This window comes from Paracholeplasma morum (assembly GCF_016907055.1).
GTDB classification, from domain to species: domain Bacteria; phylum Bacillota_I; class Bacilli_A; order Acholeplasmatales; family UBA5453; genus Paracholeplasma; species Paracholeplasma morum.
Genome location: NZ_JAFBBG010000005.1, coordinates 1 through 22,462 on the forward strand (window position 1 = coordinate 1; position 22,462 = coordinate 22,462).

At 35.7% G+C, this 22,462-nt stretch carries 16 protein-coding genes and 3 tRNA genes; 17 read left to right on the forward strand and 2 right to left on the reverse strand.

Annotated elements, in window-relative coordinates:
* Positions 1-41: 41 nt before the first annotated feature.
* The 11 genes from JN09_RS03330 (at position 42) to JN09_RS03380 (ending at position 17,809) form a co-directional block, all read left to right on the forward strand.
* Positions 42-6,134, forward strand: coding sequence for a cadherin-like beta sandwich domain-containing protein (locus tag JN09_RS03330; protein WP_204432656.1), 6,093 nt, complete (start codon positions 42-44; stop codon positions 6,132-6,134).
* 63 nt (positions 6,135-6,197) lie between these two features.
* Entirely contained in the window at positions 6,198-7,574 is a 1,377-nt protein-coding gene (locus tag JN09_RS03335) for an EAL domain-containing protein (RefSeq protein ID WP_204432657.1), read from the forward strand.
* A gap of 10 nt (positions 7,575-7,584) precedes the next feature.
* Positions 7,585-9,117: a DUF8727 domain-containing protein gene (locus tag JN09_RS03340; protein ID WP_204432659.1), complete on the forward strand. Its 1,533-nt coding sequence runs from the start codon at positions 7,585-7,587 to the stop codon at positions 9,115-9,117.
* Between the two features lie 5 nt (positions 9,118-9,122).
* The gene (locus tag JN09_RS03345) at positions 9,123-10,955 is read left to right on the forward strand and encodes a hypothetical protein (RefSeq protein WP_204432660.1); all 1,833 of its coding nucleotides are present in this window, start codon (positions 9,123-9,125) and stop codon (positions 10,953-10,955) included.
* Between the two features lie 30 nt (positions 10,956-10,985).
* On the forward strand, positions 10,986-11,747 hold the full coding sequence (locus tag JN09_RS03350; RefSeq protein WP_204432662.1) for an AAC(3) family N-acetyltransferase: 762 nt from the start codon (positions 10,986-10,988) through the stop codon (positions 11,745-11,747).
* A gap of 43 nt (positions 11,748-11,790) precedes the next feature.
* Positions 11,791-12,090 (forward strand): hypothetical protein, encoded by a 300-nt coding sequence (locus JN09_RS03355; protein ID WP_204432663.1) that lies wholly within the window; start codon positions 11,791-11,793, stop codon positions 12,088-12,090.
* 65 nt (positions 12,091-12,155) lie between these two features.
* The gene (locus JN09_RS03360; RefSeq protein ID WP_204432665.1) at positions 12,156-12,497 is read left to right on the forward strand and encodes a rhodanese-like domain-containing protein; all 342 of its coding nucleotides are present in this window, start codon (positions 12,156-12,158) and stop codon (positions 12,495-12,497) included.
* Positions 12,498-12,578: 81 nt separating this feature from the next.
* Positions 12,579-13,799 carry a BaiN/RdsA family NAD(P)/FAD-dependent oxidoreductase gene (locus JN09_RS03365; protein ID WP_204432667.1) on the forward strand — a complete coding sequence of 407 codons (1,221 nt, stop codon included), beginning with the start codon at positions 12,579-12,581 and terminating at the stop codon, positions 13,797-13,799.
* Positions 13,786-15,387 carry an NAD(P)/FAD-dependent oxidoreductase gene (locus tag JN09_RS03370; RefSeq protein WP_204432668.1) on the forward strand — a complete coding sequence of 534 codons (1,602 nt, stop codon included), beginning with the start codon at positions 13,786-13,788 and terminating at the stop codon, positions 15,385-15,387. The genes JN09_RS03365 and JN09_RS03370 overlap by 14 nt, the downstream gene beginning before the upstream one ends.
* Before the next feature lie 127 nt (positions 15,388-15,514).
* Positions 15,515-16,360 (forward strand): DegV family protein, encoded by an 846-nt coding sequence (locus tag JN09_RS03375; RefSeq protein WP_204432669.1) that lies wholly within the window; start codon positions 15,515-15,517, stop codon positions 16,358-16,360.
* 150 nt (positions 16,361-16,510) lie between these two features.
* Positions 16,511-17,809 carry an alpha-amylase family glycosyl hydrolase gene (locus JN09_RS03380; protein WP_204432670.1) on the forward strand — a complete coding sequence of 433 codons (1,299 nt, stop codon included), beginning with the start codon at positions 16,511-16,513 and terminating at the stop codon, positions 17,807-17,809.
* Between the two features lie 82 nt (positions 17,810-17,891).
* Here the strand turns inward: JN09_RS03380 and JN09_RS03385 are convergent.
* Positions 17,892-17,965, reverse strand: a tRNA-Gln gene (locus JN09_RS03385).
* A gap of 10 nt (positions 17,966-17,975) precedes the next feature.
* Positions 17,976-18,051, reverse strand: a tRNA-His gene (locus JN09_RS03390).
* Positions 18,052-18,186: 135 nt separating this feature from the next.
* On the opposite strand from JN09_RS03390, the gene JN09_RS03395 reads away from it, so the two are divergent.
* From JN09_RS03395 to JN09_RS03420, 6 genes are all read left to right on the forward strand, one after another.
* A complete protein-coding gene (locus JN09_RS03395; RefSeq protein ID WP_204432671.1) occupies positions 18,187-19,074 on the forward strand; it encodes a hypothetical protein in 888 nt (295 codons plus the stop codon).
* A gap of 49 nt (positions 19,075-19,123) precedes the next feature.
* Positions 19,124-19,198: transfer RNA gene (locus JN09_RS03400), tRNA-Trp, on the forward strand.
* Between the two features lie 90 nt (positions 19,199-19,288).
* A complete protein-coding gene (locus tag JN09_RS03405) occupies positions 19,289-19,807 on the forward strand; it encodes an NUDIX domain-containing protein (RefSeq protein WP_204432672.1) in 519 nt (172 codons plus the stop codon).
* A gap of 80 nt (positions 19,808-19,887) precedes the next feature.
* Positions 19,888-20,286: a methylglyoxal synthase gene (gene mgsA, locus JN09_RS03410; protein WP_204432674.1), complete on the forward strand. Its 399-nt coding sequence runs from the start codon at positions 19,888-19,890 to the stop codon at positions 20,284-20,286.
* A gap of 2 nt (positions 20,287-20,288) precedes the next feature.
* On the forward strand, positions 20,289-20,831 hold the full coding sequence (locus JN09_RS03415; protein WP_204432676.1) for a cyclase family protein: 543 nt from the start codon (positions 20,289-20,291) through the stop codon (positions 20,829-20,831).
* 50 nt (positions 20,832-20,881) lie between these two features.
* Positions 20,882-22,429: an HYR domain-containing protein gene (locus JN09_RS03420; protein ID WP_204432677.1), complete on the forward strand. Its 1,548-nt coding sequence runs from the start codon at positions 20,882-20,884 to the stop codon at positions 22,427-22,429.
* Positions 22,430-22,462: the final 33 nt, after the last annotated feature.

Below are 22,462 nucleotides of genomic sequence, written 5' to 3' on the forward strand. Positions count from 1 at the left end.
CTTTAAACTTTACAACAGAAGTAACATTAGACAGAACATTCTTGAGTAAAGTCATCACTGTAACAGGTGTTGCAGGTAAGAATGGTTCAATCGTTTCAGGAAATGGAAATAAGACGCTTGTAAGTGGACTTAACTCATTTAAAGTAGTGGTTCAATCAGAAGATGGAACCATGACTTCTGAATATGTACTTAATGTTTACGTCGTATCTAGCAATGCCGATATCACAAACATTCAAATCGATAAATTATCCGGATATACTTTCAATCCAACAGATTACGCCCAAGATTTAGGTGTGTTTAATTTTAGCGATTTTGACGGATCAATAGGCATTAGAATCAGTTATACTGACGCTTATGCGAAATTATACGTAGATGGCCAATTAAAATCAGCGGACTTATTTGATTATGTATTAAAGACAGGGACAAACACCATCACGATTAAAGTGGTAGCCGAAGATGGGATCACAGAAGAGATTTACACATTAAACTACACAAGAAACATAGCGAAGACAGAAAACAAACTATCAGACCTACAAGTGTTGGTGGGCGGTGTGAATCAGTTATTAGACTTTGACCCAGCAATAAACAGTTATACGGTGAGAGTAGACAGAAGTGTCGCTTCTGTAAACTTAATAGCAACCGTCAATCCAAGTGATTTATCGACCGTCACAGGTGCAGGCACACAAGTCGTGAATGCCGGTGTAGAAAACACCTATTCTATCGTGGTAACAGCGGAAAACGGGACACAAAACACCTATCAAGTGAAGGTAATCGCTAAAAACGATAACCACATGATCAATGACATAGAAATCACAGGGATTACGTATGATTTTAGTACACATGTAGGAATCTATGATTTAGGTAGTTTCTTATTTAGCAAAAAGACATTCGTCTTTACAGTGACACAAGCAGACGCGTATCAAAAGTTATATGTTGATGGTGCATTGGTCACGTTAGATTCAAACAAACAATTCACCTATACGTTAAAACAAGGGATAAACCAAATCACGATTCAATCAGAAAGTGAATACGGTACAAAAGGTACTTTATACACATATCAATACGAACAGCTAATTCCTTCTTCAAATGCAATCTTAAAGAGCATAAATGGTTCGATTGATGGCACAAACCGTCTAGCTGATTTAGTCATTGATAACATCATGACCATTCGTTTAGATAGAAGCTTTGCCGGTCGTCAAATCAACTTAGTTGCTTTAGCCGATGAAAACGGCACAATCGTTAGCGGTAATGGTATAAAACCTTTACAACTAGGTAAAAACGAATTTAAGTTTGTTGTAAGATCAGAAGATGGATTAAATGATGCAGAATACATTTTAAGTATTTATGTTGCTAATGATGATACAGATGTCAGCGGCATCAAGTTAAATAATCAATTGATTGACGATTTCGATAAACTGGTTTCTGACTATGAAATTAAAACACCTTTCAAGTGGAATACAACTCTGATTAACTTAGCTGTTTCCATGACCAATCCAAATCATTATGCTTCAATAACAGGTACAGGCAATCAAAACTTATTTACCGGTGTTAACACATTTGACATTGTTATTAGATCTGAATACAGAACCCTTATTAACGATGCTTCACAAGATGTCATCTATACAGTTACAGTTACTAAGAATGAAGCTTATAGCGATATAAACTTAGCTGACTTAGTCGTACTGGATAACAATGACAATCCATTAACATTCGATAGCGTTGCTACTTATAAACCAGGCACCTATAACTACACCATCACATTGCCAAAAACGGCTTCTGTGACCAGTGTATTGATTGACCCTGTGTTAAAAGATGCTGCTAAACAAACCTTATCAGGCGATTATGGCGTTAAGACATTAACACCAGGTCTTGATGGTACAATTAAACAATCTTATACATTTGTAGTTACTGCAGAAGATGGTACATTCAGAGAATACTCAATTACTGTTTTACAAGGGACAACCTTAAGCAGTGACACAAGCATTAAGGGCGTTTCATTAAGAGACTTCTTCGCGAATGAATACTTAATTAATGACCAATCATTCGATTCATTGAAGACTAGATATGAAATCACAGTGCCTTATGGTGTAACAAACCTAAATTTAACCGTTACGCCAAATGATTCAAAAGCAGTTGTATCAGGAAATGGTGAATATTCAATTGGAACTACTTTAACTATTACCTTCTATGTCACAGCTGAGGATAAGACAGAAGGCACAAGATATGAAATCGTCGTAACAAGAAATGCACCATCTAACGATGCGACATTAAAAGAACTCACTATTAGTTCACTCGATTCAACTGTATTAGTTGGTGATGCTTCATTAACACCAACCAAACTAGTGTTTAATCCATCCACACTTGTATACCGAATAACACTTGATAGAACTCATGAATTCATTGATATCAATGCGATTGCAAATCATGCAGGCGCAACCGTATCAGGAGATATTTCTACACAGTTCTTATTAGGTGGTGGAACAACTTCATTAAAGATTACCGTTAAAGCTGAAGATAACAAGACTCAAAAGACATACTTTGTTTATGTCGATGTTAAGAACAGCGACATCGAAGTTGAAACACTAGAAGTATTAGGCTATACAGTGGCTTATGATAAAGAGACATTATTCTATGATTTAGGCATGGTAGCAATCGGTACTCAACACGTTGACATTGATGCAACCATATCTGATCCACATGGTACATTAACTGGTACTGGTAGATTCTTCTTAGTAGATGGCGAAAATTTATTTAAAGTTACAGCTACCTCAGAAGACAAGAGTAAGACCGTAACCTACACCATTAGAGTTGAAAGACCTAAAGGTGGTGGAACTGGCCCAATCAGTACAGATAATAAACTATACGATTTACTAATCGAAGGTACTAAGAATAATTACCCACTAAACTTTAATGAAAATACATTTGTATATGACATTGAGTTAGATTACAATGACGGACAGTTTAACTTAAACGCTATTAAAAACCCTAGAGCATCTGTAACAGGTGCAGGATTCCATTCTCTACAACCTGGTCAAACTAAGGCAATCTTAGTCACAGTCACTGCAGAAGATGGGACAGTAGGCGTTACTTATACAGTTAATGTCACAAGATCTCTGGGAGATAGCGACAACCAATTATCAGAGTTCTACATCATCGAAAACGGCATTAAACGTTTATTAGATGAAACGAAGACTTATCAAGAAGTCGTGATCGCTTCTAACACCACAGAAATTGAAATTGGTGCAACCGGTCCTTCTACAGCTAAGATTTCTGGTTTAGGTGTTGTGCCAATTGATACAAACGATCAGTTCTTTACAGTAATCGTTACATCTGAAAATGGCAACCCTAAAGCTTACAATATTCGCGTGATGAAGGTAAGTTCAGATGCAACGCTTAAAGATTTAACGGTATTAGATAATACGACTCAAACGCCTATTAACTATAATCCAGTGTTTGATCCAAATACCCTAAACTACAATATCGATTTAACAAGCTTCCCACAAATCGTGGAAATTGAATTGATTGCTACTTCAAATAGCGTAGTTAAAGACATTACAGGATTAGGTGTTCATACACTTAAATCAGGTATTGGTATGACGACTGACCGTTATTCAATCATAGTTACAGCAGAAGATGGTACAACCACTAAGACTTACACAGTAACCATCACTAGAAATATTGATCCAGAAGATAGTATCGCAATTGATGATCTATCACTTTATGGCGATACGATTCTATATCTAGGGAACGATAAGTATCCTACTGCACCAATCCAATTTACAGTTTCACAAAAGGAATATGTAATCAATGTGCCTTATCAAACTCAAAAGGCAATGTTATATGTTTCTAACGCCAATGGGGCAAGTATATATGGTACAGGTGAGTACTCCCTAGCTACCAAAGAAACAGTCATTCTATTCTATATGGTTTCTAAGAGCGGATTAGTTCAAAGTGAAACGTATACTATTAGAGTAGTTAAGGCTGATCCAAGCACAGATAACACACTTAAGTCATTAACAATGAATGGGTCACTTATCCCTGGATTTGATCCAACAAAGACAAGTTATACATTTAATGTTGATTCTGCGTTAGTTAGTCAAGTGAGCATTGGAGCAACCAAAAATGATCCATATTCAGTGTTATCTGGCGATCTAGGAAACGTTCCAATCGTACCAGGTAAAAACACCATTAATGTTACAGTCATTGCGGAAGATGGTACACCAAAGGTTTACTCAGTAACCATTAACAGTTTAAGTAATGATGCAAGTATTTACACATTAGGTGTTGAAAACTATTCAATCACTCCTACATTCGACCCACTTAAGACAGTCTATCGATTAACAGTGGATTTCGATGTAACAATGGTAAATATTTACGCAACTTTCCATGAAAAAGCAACCGTATTTGGAACAGGTGCTAAGACCCTTAAAGTGGGTGTCAACCTATTCACGGTATACGCACGTTCAGAAGGTAATACTGAAGGTACTAGATATCAAATCGAAATTACTAGAACTGAACCAAGTAGTGATACTTCATTAAAATCCTTAACCGTAAAAGATAAGAATGGAAATGTATTATCATTCACTGGATCATTTAGTCCTGATACGAGAGATTACATCATTAACCTTAAAGAAGATGCGAATATCAACACAGTATTATTAGAAGCAGAAACCATGCATGCTAAGAGTAATGTATATGGTATTGGTAACGTCTTATTAGGCGGATTTATTGATGGAAAATATCATACAATCGTTAAAGTTTCAGTTATGGCTGAAGATGGTACGGTTGGTGAATACTCAATCAGTTTCTATCGTGGTGTTACATTAAGTGACTTAGCTGAAATTGAATCGCTTAACCTATTAGGTAGTGACTCAGTAAGCTATTTAGGAACATTAGAATCCTCATTAACTCAATTTGATGGTGTTACACAATCTTATACCATTACAGTGCCTTATTATGTTATGAACATGAACTTACAAGTTACTGCAGTAGGTACGGTTTATGGAAACGGCGTGAAGTTATTTGGAAACTCTAACGAGTTAACCTATAATTTATATGTAGTATCACAAAATGGATCTAATCAAACAGCAACATACATCATTAGAGTCGTTAAAGAACAAGCAGAAGTGGATAACACTTTAAATAGTTTAACGGTTGATGGTGTATTGGTTAAAGGTTTTGATCCAGAAGTTAACGCATATGTTATCACAATGCCAACACAATCAAGTAAAGATAACATCACCATTGGCGCAACCACAGATTCGAACGCGACCATTCAAGGGTTAGGCAATAAGCCTCTACTTGCAGGAGAAAACGTATTCCCAATCTCCGTTATTGCCCAAACAGGCGAAGTTAATACTTACACATTAACCATCAACTATGTTCACTCTAACGCTTTACTAGATACACTTCTAGTCAAGGGCGTTACAGGTGATACGTACGATGATGAATCTGCTATAACTTACTTTACACCAGACGAATTTGAAAGTTCTACCTTCAAGTATGTCGTTCAAGTAGGACCAAACACCACTAAGGTTAGATTAACTGGGACAACTGAAGACCAAGAGAGTGGCGCAAGAGTTTCAGGATTTAGAACTTATGATTTCCCAATCAATCAAGAATCTAGAACCATTGAAATTGAAGTCACATCAGCAGATGGTCTCCAAACACAAATCTATGAAGTGGAATTAGTCAGAAACGGAAAACCTGACAACAACTCGAAACTAAACACATTGGTTGTTGAAGGACAAAGACTTGCATTTAACCCAACTACATACAGTTATTCATTAAGTGTTAACAACAACACACCAAACATTCAACTCAGTGCACAAGCATTTAGTCCAAATGCAAAAGTGACTGTATTAGGGTATGAACAAGGCCAAGCACAGAATGAAATTTCAATTGCAATCGATGATTTAAAAGCTGGTAACAACGTGGTTCTAATCAAAGTTGAAGCTGAAGATGGTTCAATGAGTTATTACCGTTTATCCATCAATAAAGACGCTCAACCAGATTACTTATTAACCGTGTTGTTGATTGTGACATTCCTATTATGGGTGATCACAGTCGCATTCTTCTTACTCAAACTTTCCAGAAGTAAGAAAGAAGAAAACCGCAGAGGTATGATTATTTAAGAGACTGCTAACAAGGCCGAAAGCCTTGTTAGCTACTCAATACTAAAAAAAGAGAGGTAAACCATGCTTATATTATTTTCAACAGTTGAAAACATTATCTTTTCAATTGTCATCTTATTAACATCTATTGCACTCATCGCTCTGCTATATTGGCTAATTAAGAAAGAACACACACGTTATAAAAACGATAAATACTTATCAGTCAGTGACGTAACAACCTTTGATGATTTATTAGACTTAGTGAGTTACCGTTTCACTAAACACAATCAAGTATACTTTTCACTACTGTACTTAAGTATTGATCAGTTTGACCAAATTACTGAATACATCCACCCTGATGGGGTATATCAATACCTACAAAAAGTAGGACATTCCATTCGAATGATCCTATTTAGAGGGGCTAAGTTTGCACAATCACCAGAAAGAGAAACATTCTTAATTTATTTACCAGAACTATTAGATGAAGACAAACTCATTCAAATTTGTCTTAAGTTTAAACAAGCTTCAGAAAAGAAAATGGTGATTTCCAATGACTTATCCATTCAAAGAAAAATCACGATTGGGGCAGTTAACTATCCTCAACATGGTTCTGGCTTAAATGAGTTACTTCTTAATCTTAAGAGCGCCTTATATTATGGCAAAAGAATGGGTGGAAATACCATTAGTATTTACAATGATTCCATGAAACAAACCGAAGACACCTTAAAACACTATAAAGAAATGAAAGACGCACTTAAAAATAAAGAAGTTCAAATTAAGTTTGAACCGCTTATGGAAAGTGAAGATTCTAAGTGTTATGGTATGTACACATTAGTATCTCAACAAAAAGGTAAAGAATTGATTTCATACCGTGAAATCATGCCTTTGTTGGAAACCACCGATGATGCATTTTGGTTTGGTCAATGGGTATTTGAAAAATCCCTTGAACACAGTTTTGATGTGTATAATACAATGAAAAACAAAGAGTATTATACATTCATTCCGGTGTCAGTATCACAACTAGAACAGACAGATATCGCGAACTACATGGATGTGGTAACTAAGAAGTACCAAATCGATCCAAGAAAAGTGGTATTGCATGTATTAGTAGCTAGACCAGCTTCATCCGAAATTAAACTCGTGAAGAACATCATTAACTTAAAGAATCTTGGATTCAAATTTAGCATCGACTATCAAAAAGATTTAAGCATTCTAAAACAATTCATCAGCAACTTCAAGATTGATTTCTTAAGAATTAATGCTGAAGTTCTGGAAAAAGAATACGATAATATCTTTAAACAGGTAAAAGATCAAGTTACATTAGTCGCAACTCATGTCGACAAAGAAACTCAAATACGTCTTATGGCAACCAAAGAAGTTCCATTTGTGGAAGGCTCCTATTTCGGAACCCCTCTTACAAAAGAAGAACTGTTACCATTTGTTACGAAGAATAGGTTATAGGTAGATAATAATGGAAAAATTTGCACAATGGTTTATAGAATTATTCAAACAAATAATGTCAAACATCTGGGACGGAATAGTCAGATTCTTTTCCCTTCTTGGTGAGAAACTATTCATTGAACCGATTGAGTATATTCAAGAATTCTTATCTGCATCCAAAACGTTTGGACCAATCGACTGGGTATTTGCGATTCCATCATTAGTCATTCTGTTTTTCTTAACAGCTTTGATCACAGTACTTGTGATCCAACTGTTTAGAAGATACATTCGTTTTGTTAAAAAAGAAAAAGACAAAGAAGAACTCCTTCATGAAGTATCGGTACTTCACTATGAAATTGAAAACCTATTAGATGAGAAAAATGCGATTATGGCATTGTCATCTGAACCAGCTTCTGGTGGTATTGTAAATGGCGAATCCAAAGGATCTAAGAAATCGAATGGGTTTGTTAAAAATAGATTCCCACTGTTATCACAAGTGGATGAAGCGTATCGCTATAACATTTTACAAACCGCTATGGTATCAGAAGATCAAGTGGGTCTAAATGAACTTGTGAAAAGATTTGTACACTTCTCAGCTTCTCAACTTGGCCTATACTATACAGAAAAAACAGCACGTATTTTCTTCTCAGGTATGGCAGCTTCAAAAACCATGGTTCTTGAAGGGATATCTGGGACAGGTAAAACCTCATTAGCGTACGCGATGGGGAAATTCTTCCAAAATGATGCTGCGATTATCTCGGTTCAACCATCTTGGCGTGATAGAGGTGAAATGCTTGGGTACTTTAACGAATTCACTAAGAAGTTTAATGAAACAGACTTCCTAAAAGCCGTGTATGAAACAACCTATCGTACTGACATTAATTTCATCGTTTTGGATGAAATGAACTTAGCGAGAGTAGAGTATTACTTCGCAGACTTCCTATCCTTATTAGAAATGCCAGATCCAAGTGAATGGCGCGTGAACTTAATCACAGACCAAATCGCTGAAGACCCAGCCCATTTAGAAAACGGTAAATTACTAATCCCACAAAACGTTTGGTTTATTGGGACAGCTAACCGAGATGACTCAACGTTTGCGATTACCGATAAGGTTTATGACCGTGTTGCGTCCATCGAAATGAATGATAAAGCAACCATATTTGATGCGAAACCAACCAAACCGGTTAAACTAAGCATTGAATACTTACACAGCCTATTTAAAGGTGCACAGTCAAACTATCAAATCACTCAAAAAACGTTAGAGAACTTACAAAAGCTAGATGAGTTTATCATTGATAAATTTGCAATCGCCTTTGGTAACCGTATTAACAAGCAAATTCATCAATTCATCCCTGTATATGTTGCATGTGGTGGCGATGAAATTGAAGCACTAGACTATATGGTAAGCCGTAAGATTATTCGTAAGTTTGAATCCTTAAACGTTCCATTCCTTAGAAACGAAATTGAAGAGTTAATCGTTGTATTAGATAAATTATTTGGCAAGCAAAACTTTACAGACAGTAAGAAGATGCTGAAGAGTTTCATCAAACAGTTTAACTGGTAGTATTTATGAAATACAGATATGATTTAAACGACTTTCAAAAAATAATTTCTAAAGGAATCCAAGAAGCGGAAACCAAAGAGTTTTCAAACTATTTTTACCATGCCTTTTATCAAGGCAATAGAAACCTATATCAAAGACAAGATACAGAAAGAAAGAAGTTCGATGAAACGTGGATTAGCACGATAGAGAGCTTTTTTCCGAGTATTGATAGAATTACCAGAAACATGCGTTCTGCCATTAAATATGAAGAAGAAATTCTTCCTATTGAAAAGATTAAACGCGTTGGAAGCACAGCCATTAAACACTTATCTAGCCATACCAATTTCATCAGAGAAATCGATGAAGATGGGGATGTTGTTGCCCAAAAACTCTTATCAGACCTTTCTGAAACAGAGTTTGGTATCTATGAAAATAGATTCATTATGACACTGGTATTTCGTTTAAGAGACTATACTTTTGAACGCATTAAGATCATCAAACAAGGCTTATATGCAAACCGTAAAACCAGACTGAACGTGGAATCACAATTCGAATTTGGTGATGCATCTTATAACATTCAGTTTAACGTTGAACAAAACGAATCCATCGTTCAACGTAAAACAGATGACCATAACATAATGGTTTTAGAAAAAGCTGAAAGACTTTATAAACTGATTTCGAATCTAACGAACTCAACATTTATCAAAACACTTAAGCACTATAAACCAGTAACACCACCGATTGTTAAAACCCAAATTATTCTAAAAAATACGGACTTTAAAAATGCTTATTTATTGTGGCTATACTTAGATAAGACTTTTCAACTGGAATATACATTGGAAGCCTCCAGTAGACAAAAGAGATTCAAACACGAATACATTAAACAACTTGACCAAGCGACGATGTTGTTGCTATCGACTTTGTTGGTTAATGATCCTGTTGAAGAATCTAAAGACTCTTATATGCCAGTTAAATACAAAGAGACTAAACCAAAGATCTTGCAAATGATGCCAGATGAGGTTGAAGTCAACCCAGACGTCTATGTCATTGAAAGACAACCGATGAATGAGTTCTACTTAAGTAAAATGCGTCAAATTCTTACAAAACAAGTTCAGGAAACTTATAATGTTGAGAATAAAGAACCAATTAAAGTCTATCTTAGAGAAGCTTTAGAAGACGCTACTTTGATTACGAATAGTCTTTATGAATCATTCTTTAAATACAATACTGACGGAGACATCTTCTCAAGAATGATTATTGAAGATGACCCAGAAAAGGCTTTGCTAGAAGCGTATGAAAAACAACGTGTCTCTACCATTGTTCGTGAAGTAAAACAAAAAGACTTTCAAAGAGCGATTGAACTAGAGAAAAAATGGAACACAGTCTTACTCCAAAAACAAGAAGCGCTATTAGCTAAAGAAGCGGAAACCTCTGAAGAACGTATCCTTAAACTCATCGAAGAGGAAAAGAAGAAATACGACAAAGAGACTAGAAGCGTGATTACTAAAGCTCAAAGAGAACATCAAATTGAGATTAGAAAACAAAGACAAGAACTTCAAGCATTCAGAAAGAAACTGAACGATGAGCTAAAAGCTCAACGTCAGAAACTCAAAGAGGCTGAAAAGAAACGTATTGAAAAAGAAAGACTATTGTTGAAAAAACAAAAGGAAAAAGAAAAAGCTAAACTTCTAAAACAAAAAGAAAAAGAAGCAGAAGCAAAGAAAAAGGCTATTCTTAAACAGAAAGCAATGGTTGAGAAAAAACATCAAGTCAAACTCAAAGAATTAGCTACACCAAAACCAAGAAAGCCTAGAACAGTTAAACCAAAAGTAATCGAAAACGCAGTGACCAATGAATAGTTGGTCACTGTTTCTTCAAGGAGTGATTGTATGAAAAAGAAGTTTTTTACCCAACTTAAACAAATGAATCTCAAAAGCACAGACAAACTCTTAATGCACGCCTCAATGAAGGCGATTGGTGGGGATGCCGATACGGTAATTGATACTCTGGTTGAGTATTTCAATGAGGGTCTATTTATGATGCCTGCACATACTTGGAAAACGATTAATAGAGAAAACAATCACTTTGATCCAAAGACTGAACAAGCTTGTGTAGGTATCCTTTCTAATGTGTTTTTAAGACATCCTAAAAGCATAAGAACATTGCATCCGACACATTCTCTTGTGATGTCAGGAAAAATTAACCCAGAGTGGATTACCGCGGAGGCAAGGTTTCATACGCCTACACCTAAAGAGGGGTTATATGGTAAACTCGCGGAGATGGATGGGTACATTTTATTAGTCGGTGTTGGGTTTGAACGAAATACGGTGATTCATGCGATTGAAGAATCGATGGATATTCCAAATCGATTTGCCAAAGAACCATTTAAAGTGACGATTCAAAATGGGGATGAAGTGATTGAATCATTCATGTATAAACATGAGAACTTAGAGTTCCCCCATTTATCAGAAAACTTCTATCGTGTGTTACCTTCTTTAGACAAACTGAATCTCATAGAATATCACACGTTAGGTAATGCATTGGTAATGAAGATGAGAGCTAAAGACTTATTTAATACAATAGAGTATTGGTTAAAAAAATACCCTTTGTTGTTTGATTCAAACTTGCCAATCGAAAATGATTTATTTTAATTGATTTATAGGGTATAATTTAATTAAAAGGAGGCATTACACTATGGAATCTAAATTTACAGGTGGTTTATTAGGTTTAATTGGTATCGGCATTTTATCAGGCATTATTGTGATTATCTCATTAGGGATTCTTACACCTTGGGCTGTTTGCATTAGACAAGAATGGTATGCAAAACATACCTACATTGAAGGCAAACAGTTGGTGTTTGAAGGCAAAGCAATTGAACTTTTTGGTCAATTCATTAAATGGTTTTTCTTCACCATTATCACTTTAGGTATTTATGCATTTTGGCTAAACATTAAGATGCATGCATGGGTAGTCTCAAAAACTCGTTTTAGATAGGCATATCTTTTTATTATTTTCCGAGTACATGCTAAAATATAGCAAGGTATAAGGGGTGTATAAAGATGTTTGATTTTTACGTTAAAGGACCAAATGCCAATGATTTAACTTATGAAGGCTATATCAAGAAAATAGAAGATGGCGAGAGCATTGTGCTTCTAGATGTCAGAAGCTATGATGCTTATAGAGTAGCACATATACCAGAGGCAATCAGTTATCCATTTTCAGAGTTTATGAACATAGATAATGATTATCCAGATAGGGTTCAAACCTATGTGCTTTATTGTGATGAAGGCATCTTAAGTTATAGGGCATTAGAAATTATGAAAAAGATTGGCTATCAAAATGTCTATGATCTTCAAGGATTCCAGACTTGGCCATATGAAACAGAATCAGATTTTTTATAGACTCTTAACCGAGTCTTTTTTTTGCTCTTAACAAATTAGATTAAGGGCTATGATATAATGATACCGTTAGGAAGTGATGTCATGAGTAAAGTAGTAGTTGTTGGTGGTGGCGCATCGGGATTAGTATGTGCTATCACACTTAAAAAGCAAAATCATTCAGTAACATTAATTGAGAGAAATTCAAAACTAGGTAAAAAAATACTTGCGACAGGTAATGGAAGATGTAACTATACAAACATGAACGCAAGCGCTAATGACTATAATAATCCAGAGTTTGTTAAGAGCGTGTTTGATCAGTTTGGTGTTAAAGAAACGGTTGAGTTCTTTGAATCTTTAGGGATTGTTCCGAGAGTAGAAGACCTTGGCAAAACATACCCAATGTCTGAACAAGCAGCCAGCATCACTGAAGTTTTAGCCTATGAAGCAGAACGTCTTGGTGTAAATATTCTCTTAGATACACAGGTGTTAAGTATCACACATAAAGACCATTATGAACTCAGTTTATCCACAGGTAATAAGATGGTTTTTGATAAAGTTGTTTTATCTACTGGTGGAAAAGCTATGCCAATTAGTGGCTCAGATGGCTTTGGTTACTTACTCGCAAAGTCATTAAACCATACAGTAACAGACATTTTTCCAGCCCTTGTAAAACTCGAACTTAGAAGTCCCTATTTAAAGCAAATGGATGGCGTAAAGATTAAAGGAGACGTTTCTTTAATTCACGATAATCACATCATCCAAACAGAAAACGGGGATATTCTATTCACGAAATATGGAATTTCTGGTCCAACCATTTTACAAATTTCAAGAAAGGCAAACGCCTTATTATTGGACCATCAAGCGATTTTCCTGAAAGTCAAACTGCTTAGTGGGATTGCCGAACAAAAGATACTCGAACGATTTGATGCACTACTAGAAAAAACCATTGAGTTTGCTTTAGTAGGGTTAGTTCATAAAAAGCTTATTCATCCACTATTAAGAGAAGCCGGTATCAAACATGATCACACATTGGTCAAGGATGTTTCTAAAAAAGAATTGACTAAGATCACAAGACTCTTGTTTGATTGGCGTTTTATGGTTACAGGGTTTAAAGGTTTTGACGAGGCACAGGTGACTGCAGGCGGCGTTTCAACGGCTGAAGTTAACCCTGTGACGTTAGAGTCTTTGAAACATAAAGGGCTATACTTCACAGGTGAGCTTTTAGATATTGACGGTCTATGTGGAGGGTATAACCTACAATGGGCTTGGAGTAGTGGACGTGTAGCAGGACTACATGCAGGAGAAATCAATGATCAGAATTAGTGAGATTAAAATTGATGTTAGAAAGATACAAGATAAGGCATCAGAAAAAGAAGTTTTGATTAGTACTTTGAGAAAGAAATTCATGGTTTTTGAACAAGATATAAAAACCATGTCTATTTATAAAAAAGCAGTAGATGCTCGAAAGAAAGAACAAATCTATTATGTATATTCTGTTGATCTAGAATTGGTCGATGAAGAAAGAATTGTTAAAAGAACCCCTACTAATGTAGCCTATGTGACCCCATTTAAATATGAACCACTGATTAGTGGTACGTCTCCGTTGTCACATAGACCAGTTGTCGTTGGGTTTGGACCATCAGGCATTTTTGCGAGTCTATTACTCGCAAGACTAGGGTACCGCCCAATTGTCCTTGAACGTGGGTTGGATGTTGATAGAAGAACAGAAGCGGTGAATAAGTTTTGGGCGGATGGTGTATTCACTGAATCGAGCACAATACTTTTTGGCGAAGGTGGTGCAGGTACATTTTCAGATGGGAAGTTAACCACCCTAATTAATGACTTAAGATGTCAATATGTACTAGAAGCCTTACACCAACACGGTGCAGATGAAGAAATTTTATATATGAGTAAACCTCATGTCGGTACCGATATTTTAAAAGGCATTATTAAGAATATTCGAAAAGAGATTATAGAACTTGGGGGAGAGGTTAGATTCAATTCTAAAGTTACCGACTTTGTGATTGAAGATGGATCCCTTAAAGGCGTAATGATTAATAATGAAACATACCTAGAAACAGAAGTGTGTTTAATGGGGCTTGGACACAGTGCGAGAGACACCTTTTTGAAGATTTATGAGAAAGGCTTTACCATTAAGCAAAAAGCATTCTCACTAGGGGTACGAATCGAACACCCTCAAACCTTAATTAACGAGTCTCAATACGGTGATTTTAAAGACTTTTTAAGACCTGCTGAATATAAACTCAGCTATAAGAGTAAAGACGGCAGAGGGGCTTATACGTTTTGTATGTGTCCTGGTGGTTACGTGATGTGTGCATCTTCAGAACCTAATGGTTTAGTCACAAACGGTATGAGCGAATCTAAACGTGACGGAGAAAATGCAAACTCAGCGCTTTTGGTCAATGTAATGCCTGAAGACTTTAAATCAGAACACCCACTTGCAGGCATGTATTTTCAAAGACAAATAGAACAAAAAGCTTTTCAAATGGCAGGTAACAATTACCATGCCCCTATTCAACTTGTAAAAGACTTTTTAAATAACCGCATTTCAACCAAAATAGGCAGTGTTAAACCAACGTATCAACCTGGATATCAATTCGTTAATTTGAATGATTTATTACCAGATTACGTATCTAAAACCTTAATGGAAGCAATCCTTGATTTTAATAAAAAGATCAATGGGTTTGGAATGGACGATGCCATCTTAACAGGCGTAGAAACCAGAAGCTCATCCCCTATTCGTATCGAAAGAAATGAGTTAGGAGAGTCTAACATCAAAGGCATTTACCCTATGGGAGAAGGCGCAGGCTATGCTGGTGGGATTATGTCCAGTGCTGTAGATGGACTCAAACAAGCCGAAAATATTGTAAAAAAATACATAACACGATGAAAAAAGCGGATTTCCGCTTTTTTTGTTGTCAACATTCTGTATATTAATTGACAATGTATTCTATACATGATAATCTAGTTTTGAATACTAGATATGAAACACCATCAAACGTATGGAGGATTATTTTATGAAAGTAGCAATTATCACAGACTCTGGAGCAAACCTAAGTCAAAACTATGTATCACAACACAAAAACTTGTATGTTGTGCCACTAAACATCTTAATCGATGGAAAGGGTTATAAAGACCAAGTAGAAATTACACCGAAAGAAGTCTATGAAAAACTAGACACTCATCAAGTTTCAACCAGCTTGCCAGATGTAGATGATTTAGAAAATGCACTGAAAGACATCAAACAAAAAGGGTATGAAGCGGTTATTGTCATCAACATCTCATCAGGTTTATCGGGTACATTTAATTCGTTTAGACTAGTGCTAGAAAACGAAAAAGACTTACAAGTCATTCACTATGACACAAAAACACTTGCAGCAGGTCAAGGTTATATTGTCGAATATGCCCTTGAATTACTAGAAAAAAACACCCCACTGGATAAGATTGTTCCACTGCTGGACATCATGAGAAAACATGACTCCTTAGCGATTTACACAATCAATACGCTTAAGTATTTGAAACGTGGTGGAAGAATTGGTCGTGTTGAAGGCACCATCGGTGAATTATTACACATTAAACCGGTTATTACCGTTAATGAAGATGGGGTATATGTCACCTTAAGTAAGGCCATTGGCTTACAAAGATCCCTTTTAACTATGAAGGACCTTATCACTAAAAAGTTTTTAGGGACTCAAATCGATTTAACTATCCATTATGGTGAAGATGAAGAAAAAGCCAATCAACTCGCTTTAATGTTCCAAAAAACGTTAAACATTAGAAATATGACTGTATCTCCATTAACCCCAGTGTTAGGAATTCATACAGGCCCACAAATGTTTGCCTATATCGCACGCAAAGTATAAAAATTAGGACTCACAGCAGAGGTTGGATTCATTATTTGAATCAATCCCCACCTAGCTGTGGGTCTTTATTTTACACTAGTAAATATAAAATACTTTACCGTCTTTAATATTGGACTCCAATTCGGTATAATAGAGACAAGGAGTGATATTATGGCAAAAGATACAAACGTGTCCTTAAGAAGCTTGAATATCTATCAAGTATTTTTAAGACAACACACTGAAGAAGGTACTTTCTTAAGTTTGATTAAAGATCTACCAAGAATAAAAACACTAGGAATGGATTATGTATACTTACTTCCAATACATCCAATTGGTGTTTTACAAAGAAAAGGTTCAGTAGGCAGCCCTTATTCGATTAAAGATTATAGAGGGATAAACAAAGACTACGGCACAGAAGAGGACTTTGTTAAGCTCATTAAGAGTGCAAACGAAGAAGGCTTAAAGATTATGATTGATGTTGTATTTAACCATACTTCACATGATGCGGTATTGTTAGAAGAACATCCTGAATGGTATTTTAGAAGAGACGGAAAACTCTCCGGTAAAGTAGGCGATTGGTGGGACATTACAGACCTTGATTTCTCTCATAGAGGATTATGGGACTATTTAATTGAAACACTCGTTAAATGGGCTAAATTAGGCGTTGATGGCTTTAGATGTGACGTTGCGCCAATGGTTCCACAAGCATTTTGGCTTGAAGCAAGAGAAGCAGTTAAGAAAGTTAACCCAAATGTCATTTGGTTATCAGAAACCATGCATGGTGAGTTTGTCAAATACATTAGAGACTCAGGATTTGATGCAATGAGTGACTCAGAAACCTATGAAGCATTTGATATTTGTTATGACTATGATATTCACCATGACTTCTTAGGTTATGTTGAAGGAAGAGCACCACTTAATGATTGGTTAAAAGCGATTCTACGTCAAGATTACATATTCCCCAAAAATTATGTTAAGCTAAGAAACCTAGAAAACCATGATCAAGAGCGAATTGCTCACCACGTAAAAGACCCACTAAAACTTTTAAACCTTACAGGAACCTTATTCTTCCTTAAAGGTGCAACCATGATTTATGCAGGTCAAGAATATGGCGTTACTAAACGACCAGACCTTTTCGAAGTGGACAAAGTAGATTTCTCAATCAAAAACACAGATATTAGAAACTTGATTCACCGTATGAGTCATTTAAAGAAAGACTCCTTATTCCAAACAGGTGTATTCAACATTCACCTTCAAAGCATCGAAGCCGCAGTAATCAGTTTTGAAAACAAACAATCGATGACTTACGGTATCTTCAATCTAGGTCAAGTAAGTGGTGAAGTTGAAGTCACACTTCCTGATGGAATTTATCAAAACATCTTATACCCAAACCAAGTAGAAGTTAAGCATGGTAAGTTAAAACTCACAGACAAACCAATGGTTCTATTCGGATTAAAACAAACCCTATAAATACTAAAACCCGTCAATTGACGGGTTTTATCATGGTCTAATGAAATAAAAAACGTCTCAATTTGAGACGTTATTTGTAGTATGGCAGGGCTAGCTGGATTTGAACCAACGATGACGGAGTCAAAGTCCGTTGCCTTACCGCTTGGCTATAGCCCTATATTTCGCATGGGGCGGCTAAAGGGAGTTGAACCCTCCAATGTCGGAGCCACAATCCGATGTGTTAACCGCTTCACCATAACCGCCATCTATGCGCAAATATTATTATACAATATTTTTTGGATATGTAAAGAGATAAATGTATTTTTTTTAACACGAAGTGATTTTCAGTGTTTTTTAAGCCGTTAATTTGTTATGATAGAGTGGATATGGAGGTACTTATGAAACTGATTGGTAGGATATTTTACGGACTCTTAGTCGCGTTATTAGGATTTAATATATATGGATTGTCCCTATATCAAATGGAAGTTGAAGCTGTTACTAAATATGGTAATAAAGCAGTATTAGAAGAAGATAATACTTTCTTTAAGAATATGTTTGATTTCTACACTGAAGACTATGTATTAGAACATAAAGAAGTCAAATCAGAAACCAACCCTGTTGGGTATAGCGTTTATGTGTTTCAAGGCATAGCAAATGAAACCGACTATGTTCGTTTTCAAATTCAAGCCATGGAAGGCTTTAAGTATGACAAAGGGTTAGAATTGAGTTTGGTTGTTGAAGGACAAACGGATCCTATTAAGTATAGATTAATCGAATATGATACATTCGCTTATGTCAACTTACAACTTAATAGCATTGTAAGTACTGAAGAGAAAGCCTTCAAAGACTTAATAGATTTTCAAGTTATCGCTTCATATAGTGAAAAAGTGGATAATAAAACAGAAACTAAGTCATCAGTTATCTATGATTTTGATGGAGTACTATTATTAGATAAAGAGAACATGAACTTATCTACTGAGTTAGTAACACCAGTAGATCCAGATGCTGAAACACCAGTTTATCCAACCCCAGAAAGCCTGGGATTAGTAGAAGCTGTTAGAATAAACCACTTTAAAGAGTTTAGTAAGATCTTATGGCGTAATATGCTTTTCTTCTTATTCGCAGTAGTATTTGTGACATACCTTGCGTTCTTTAGAAAAAAGAAGCCTTATGTTCGAAGACCTCAAAAACCAGAAGTCATCATTAATAACAACATTAACGCTAGAACGATTACATCCGTTAGTGAAACAGATGAAACAGATGAAATAGATGAGAATGCAAAATAAATCTTGAAGTATTTTAAAACGTGTGTTATATTAATAATGCACGTTAATTAGGGACATGGTGTCAACGGTAGCACAGCGGTCTCCAAAACCGTTAGTACGGGTTCGAATCCTGTTGTCCCTGCCATTAATAGCTTAAATCACTCAAGTTTTCATAGCTTGAGTTTTTTTATGTTCAAAAATCCTTTATTATAATATAAGACAGTGAGGTATCCCTATGCGATTATTATTCTCAATAGATACGAAAGACTATGATATTAACGGTATTGGTATAGTAAGACCTAGCGCTAGAAGTATTATCATAAAAGAGGGAAGGATTGCTTTAGTACATAGTCAAAAATACCATTACTATAAGTTTCCTGGTGGTGGGATTGAAAAACATGAAGCCCAAGAAGATGCGTTAGTTAGAGAAACTTTAGAAGAAGCTGGACTAAAGGTTATCAAGGAATCTATCAAACCTTATGGGTATGTTCATAGAATTCAAAAAAGTATTCATGGAGATTGTGATTATTTCCTACAAGACAATTTTTATTACTTGTGTGATGTTGAAGATGAAATGATCACTCAAACGCTAGATGACTATGAAGCGGATGAAGGGTTTCAACTAGTTTGGATGGATCCGGTAGAGGCGATTAAAGCCAATAGAGAAATAGATCATGGTCCAAAACAACACAACATGATTGAAAGAGAGTCAAGGGTTCTAGAAATCTTACTAGAAGAAGGTTATTTTGAGTAGGGCAGTCTAGATTTTTCACAAAATGGGTCTAACAAACCCTAATTAAGTATGAGATAATGAAATAAAGGATGGTAGGTATTATGAAAGTAGCATTAATTGCACATGATAAGAAAAAACAAGATATTATCGATTTAGCTGTAAAGTATAAGGATATATTAAAGAACCATACTTTATATGCAACTGGCACAACCGGAACGCTTGTAATGGGAGAAACAGGGTTACCAATCAATAGAATGAAGTCAGGACCACTTGGTGGTGACCAACAAATCGGTTCAATGATTGCCGATAACCAACTGGATTTAGTCATCTTTTTAAGAGACCCACTCACTGCACAACCCCATGAACCAGATGTATCTGCTTTACTGAGATTATGCGATGTATTCTCTATTCCTCTTGCAACCAATAAGTCTAGTGCAGAAATCATGTTAAAGGCTTTACAAGATAACTTAATCGTTAACCGTTATAAAAAAGGACTGTAGGGATGATTATCGATCTCACGATGCTAATCGAAGATGGTATGGCGGTATATGAGGGTGACCCTGAAATGTCATTGACTGAGATTAACACCTTAGAAAAAGATGGATTTAGGAATCACGTATTAACTACAAACATGCACGTAGGCACGCATGTAGACGGACTATCCCATATGTCAGTAATTAAAGATGACATCTCGGACATCAAACTTGAGCATTTGATCGGACCTGCTAAACTGGTAAGTGATCAAATGATTTATGAAGACGATGGTACAGAGATGTTACTAGTAGATATGCTTACAGATACGCTAAATGAGAATTTCTTAGAAAGCATTCTTAAAAGCCAAGTCAAACTAATCGTCATAGAAAAGGATTCTGTGGATAAGTATCCTTATTCCATTCATAAACGATTATTTAAAAAAGGCATTCGCATTGTTGAGAATGCCATAGGGTTTAATCGGTTACGCGGGATAGAAACGTTTATGCTATATGTTATCCCACTAAAGATTAAAGCCGACTCAGCTTTATGTCGAGTATTTGTTAAAAAATAAAAGTAAAATAAGAATATCACCTGTACGTATTATGTAGAGGTGATTTTTTAATGAAGAAATTAATGATTTTTGTATTTTTATTATTGCTTGTTGGGGTGAATCAAGTCTCTGCAAGCACAGCCGGTGAGGGTAATACAGAAAGGCTACCTTATGGCAGAAACTATATCGATTTTAGAAACTTTGAATATAAATCACACAATCGATATGGGATGATTAAAGAAACCAAAGTTAAACAAAACCAACTCTATACTTTGGTCGTTGGGCGTGAGTTTGTTGGGGATTATATCTACGAACAGGAAGAATATCCAGAGTTTAGATTAATTACTAAAACTAAAGATGAAGTAATGCCGTTTGAGATTGATTATGAGGCAGAATGTTGGCACCAAAGCTTTTTAATTGAAGAAGATGCGCTATTGATTACAGATCTATCTGTTCAAGCCATTAGCCTTAATGAAATTATCCTTTATGAAGGCAATTATGAGTCTTTTAGTGGGTATGAAATGTATCAGTCTTATGAACCATTAGTCAAAGAAGGGTATTATCTAGTCGATTATGATAATCCAGTAGAAACAAGCTTGATTATGGCAACTCTGGGAATTAGCGATAACCATTCAACAAAAGACAAACTATCAACCAAAATCAATTTTGATGAGTATACAAACAGAACCACCAAAATAGGGCAGTACTTAATCGAATATGAAGTCAAAGATGAAATGGCTAATGTCTCAATCTATAAGATGCACATACGTGTGGTTGATACTAAAAAGCCAGTCATAGAAGGTCCGTTATCTTATGTGATTAAAACAGAAGAAGATCACTTAACTGTAAATCAAATGCTTGAAAGACTAACCATAACAGATAATGTAGATGAGTTATCGACAAAAGATATTGAGATCATTGAAGATACATATACCCCCAATAAGGGAAAAGTCGGAGAATTTGAGGTTACGATTAAAGTCAAAGACCAATCCAATAATGAGACACAAACAAGCATAAAAGTCTCTGTTAGTGATACAAGATCTCCTAACATTACAGGACCATCGTCCTTATTCAGATACTTAAATGATCCAAAACTGACAGAAGAAGACATTAGAAAACTCTATCAAGCAACAGACAACGTTGATGGAGATATTACAGACCAGATTGTCATTGATTACGTTTCATACTTCCCCGACCGAATCGGTGTCTCAACGCTATTAATCAGAGCTACCGATTCGTCGGGTAATAAAACGGTTAAACAAGTAAGTGTTCACATCATCGATGATGTTAGTCCAGTAGTGGTTGCTTCATCGCCAGTTATCTCTAAAGCAGAGTTCGATAAAATGAGTCAAGAGGACATTGTTGAATGGTTCAAAAAAGATTTAGAGAGAAAAGGCGTTTACGCGAGTAATGTATCGGTTTTGCTGGATGAATCGAATATCAAAAACAAACAAGGGAAATCCTATGTTTACTTCGAATATGAAGTGAATGGAGACATTCAGCAATCGAGACTAACCATAGAATCTAAAAAGGCCTTTAATCCAGGACTCATTATCCTAACGTCTCTTAGTGGTATAGCAATCACAACCGCATTTGTACTTTATAAAAAGAAACGATAACTAATTACTAATTGGAAAAGTTGACTTTAAGTT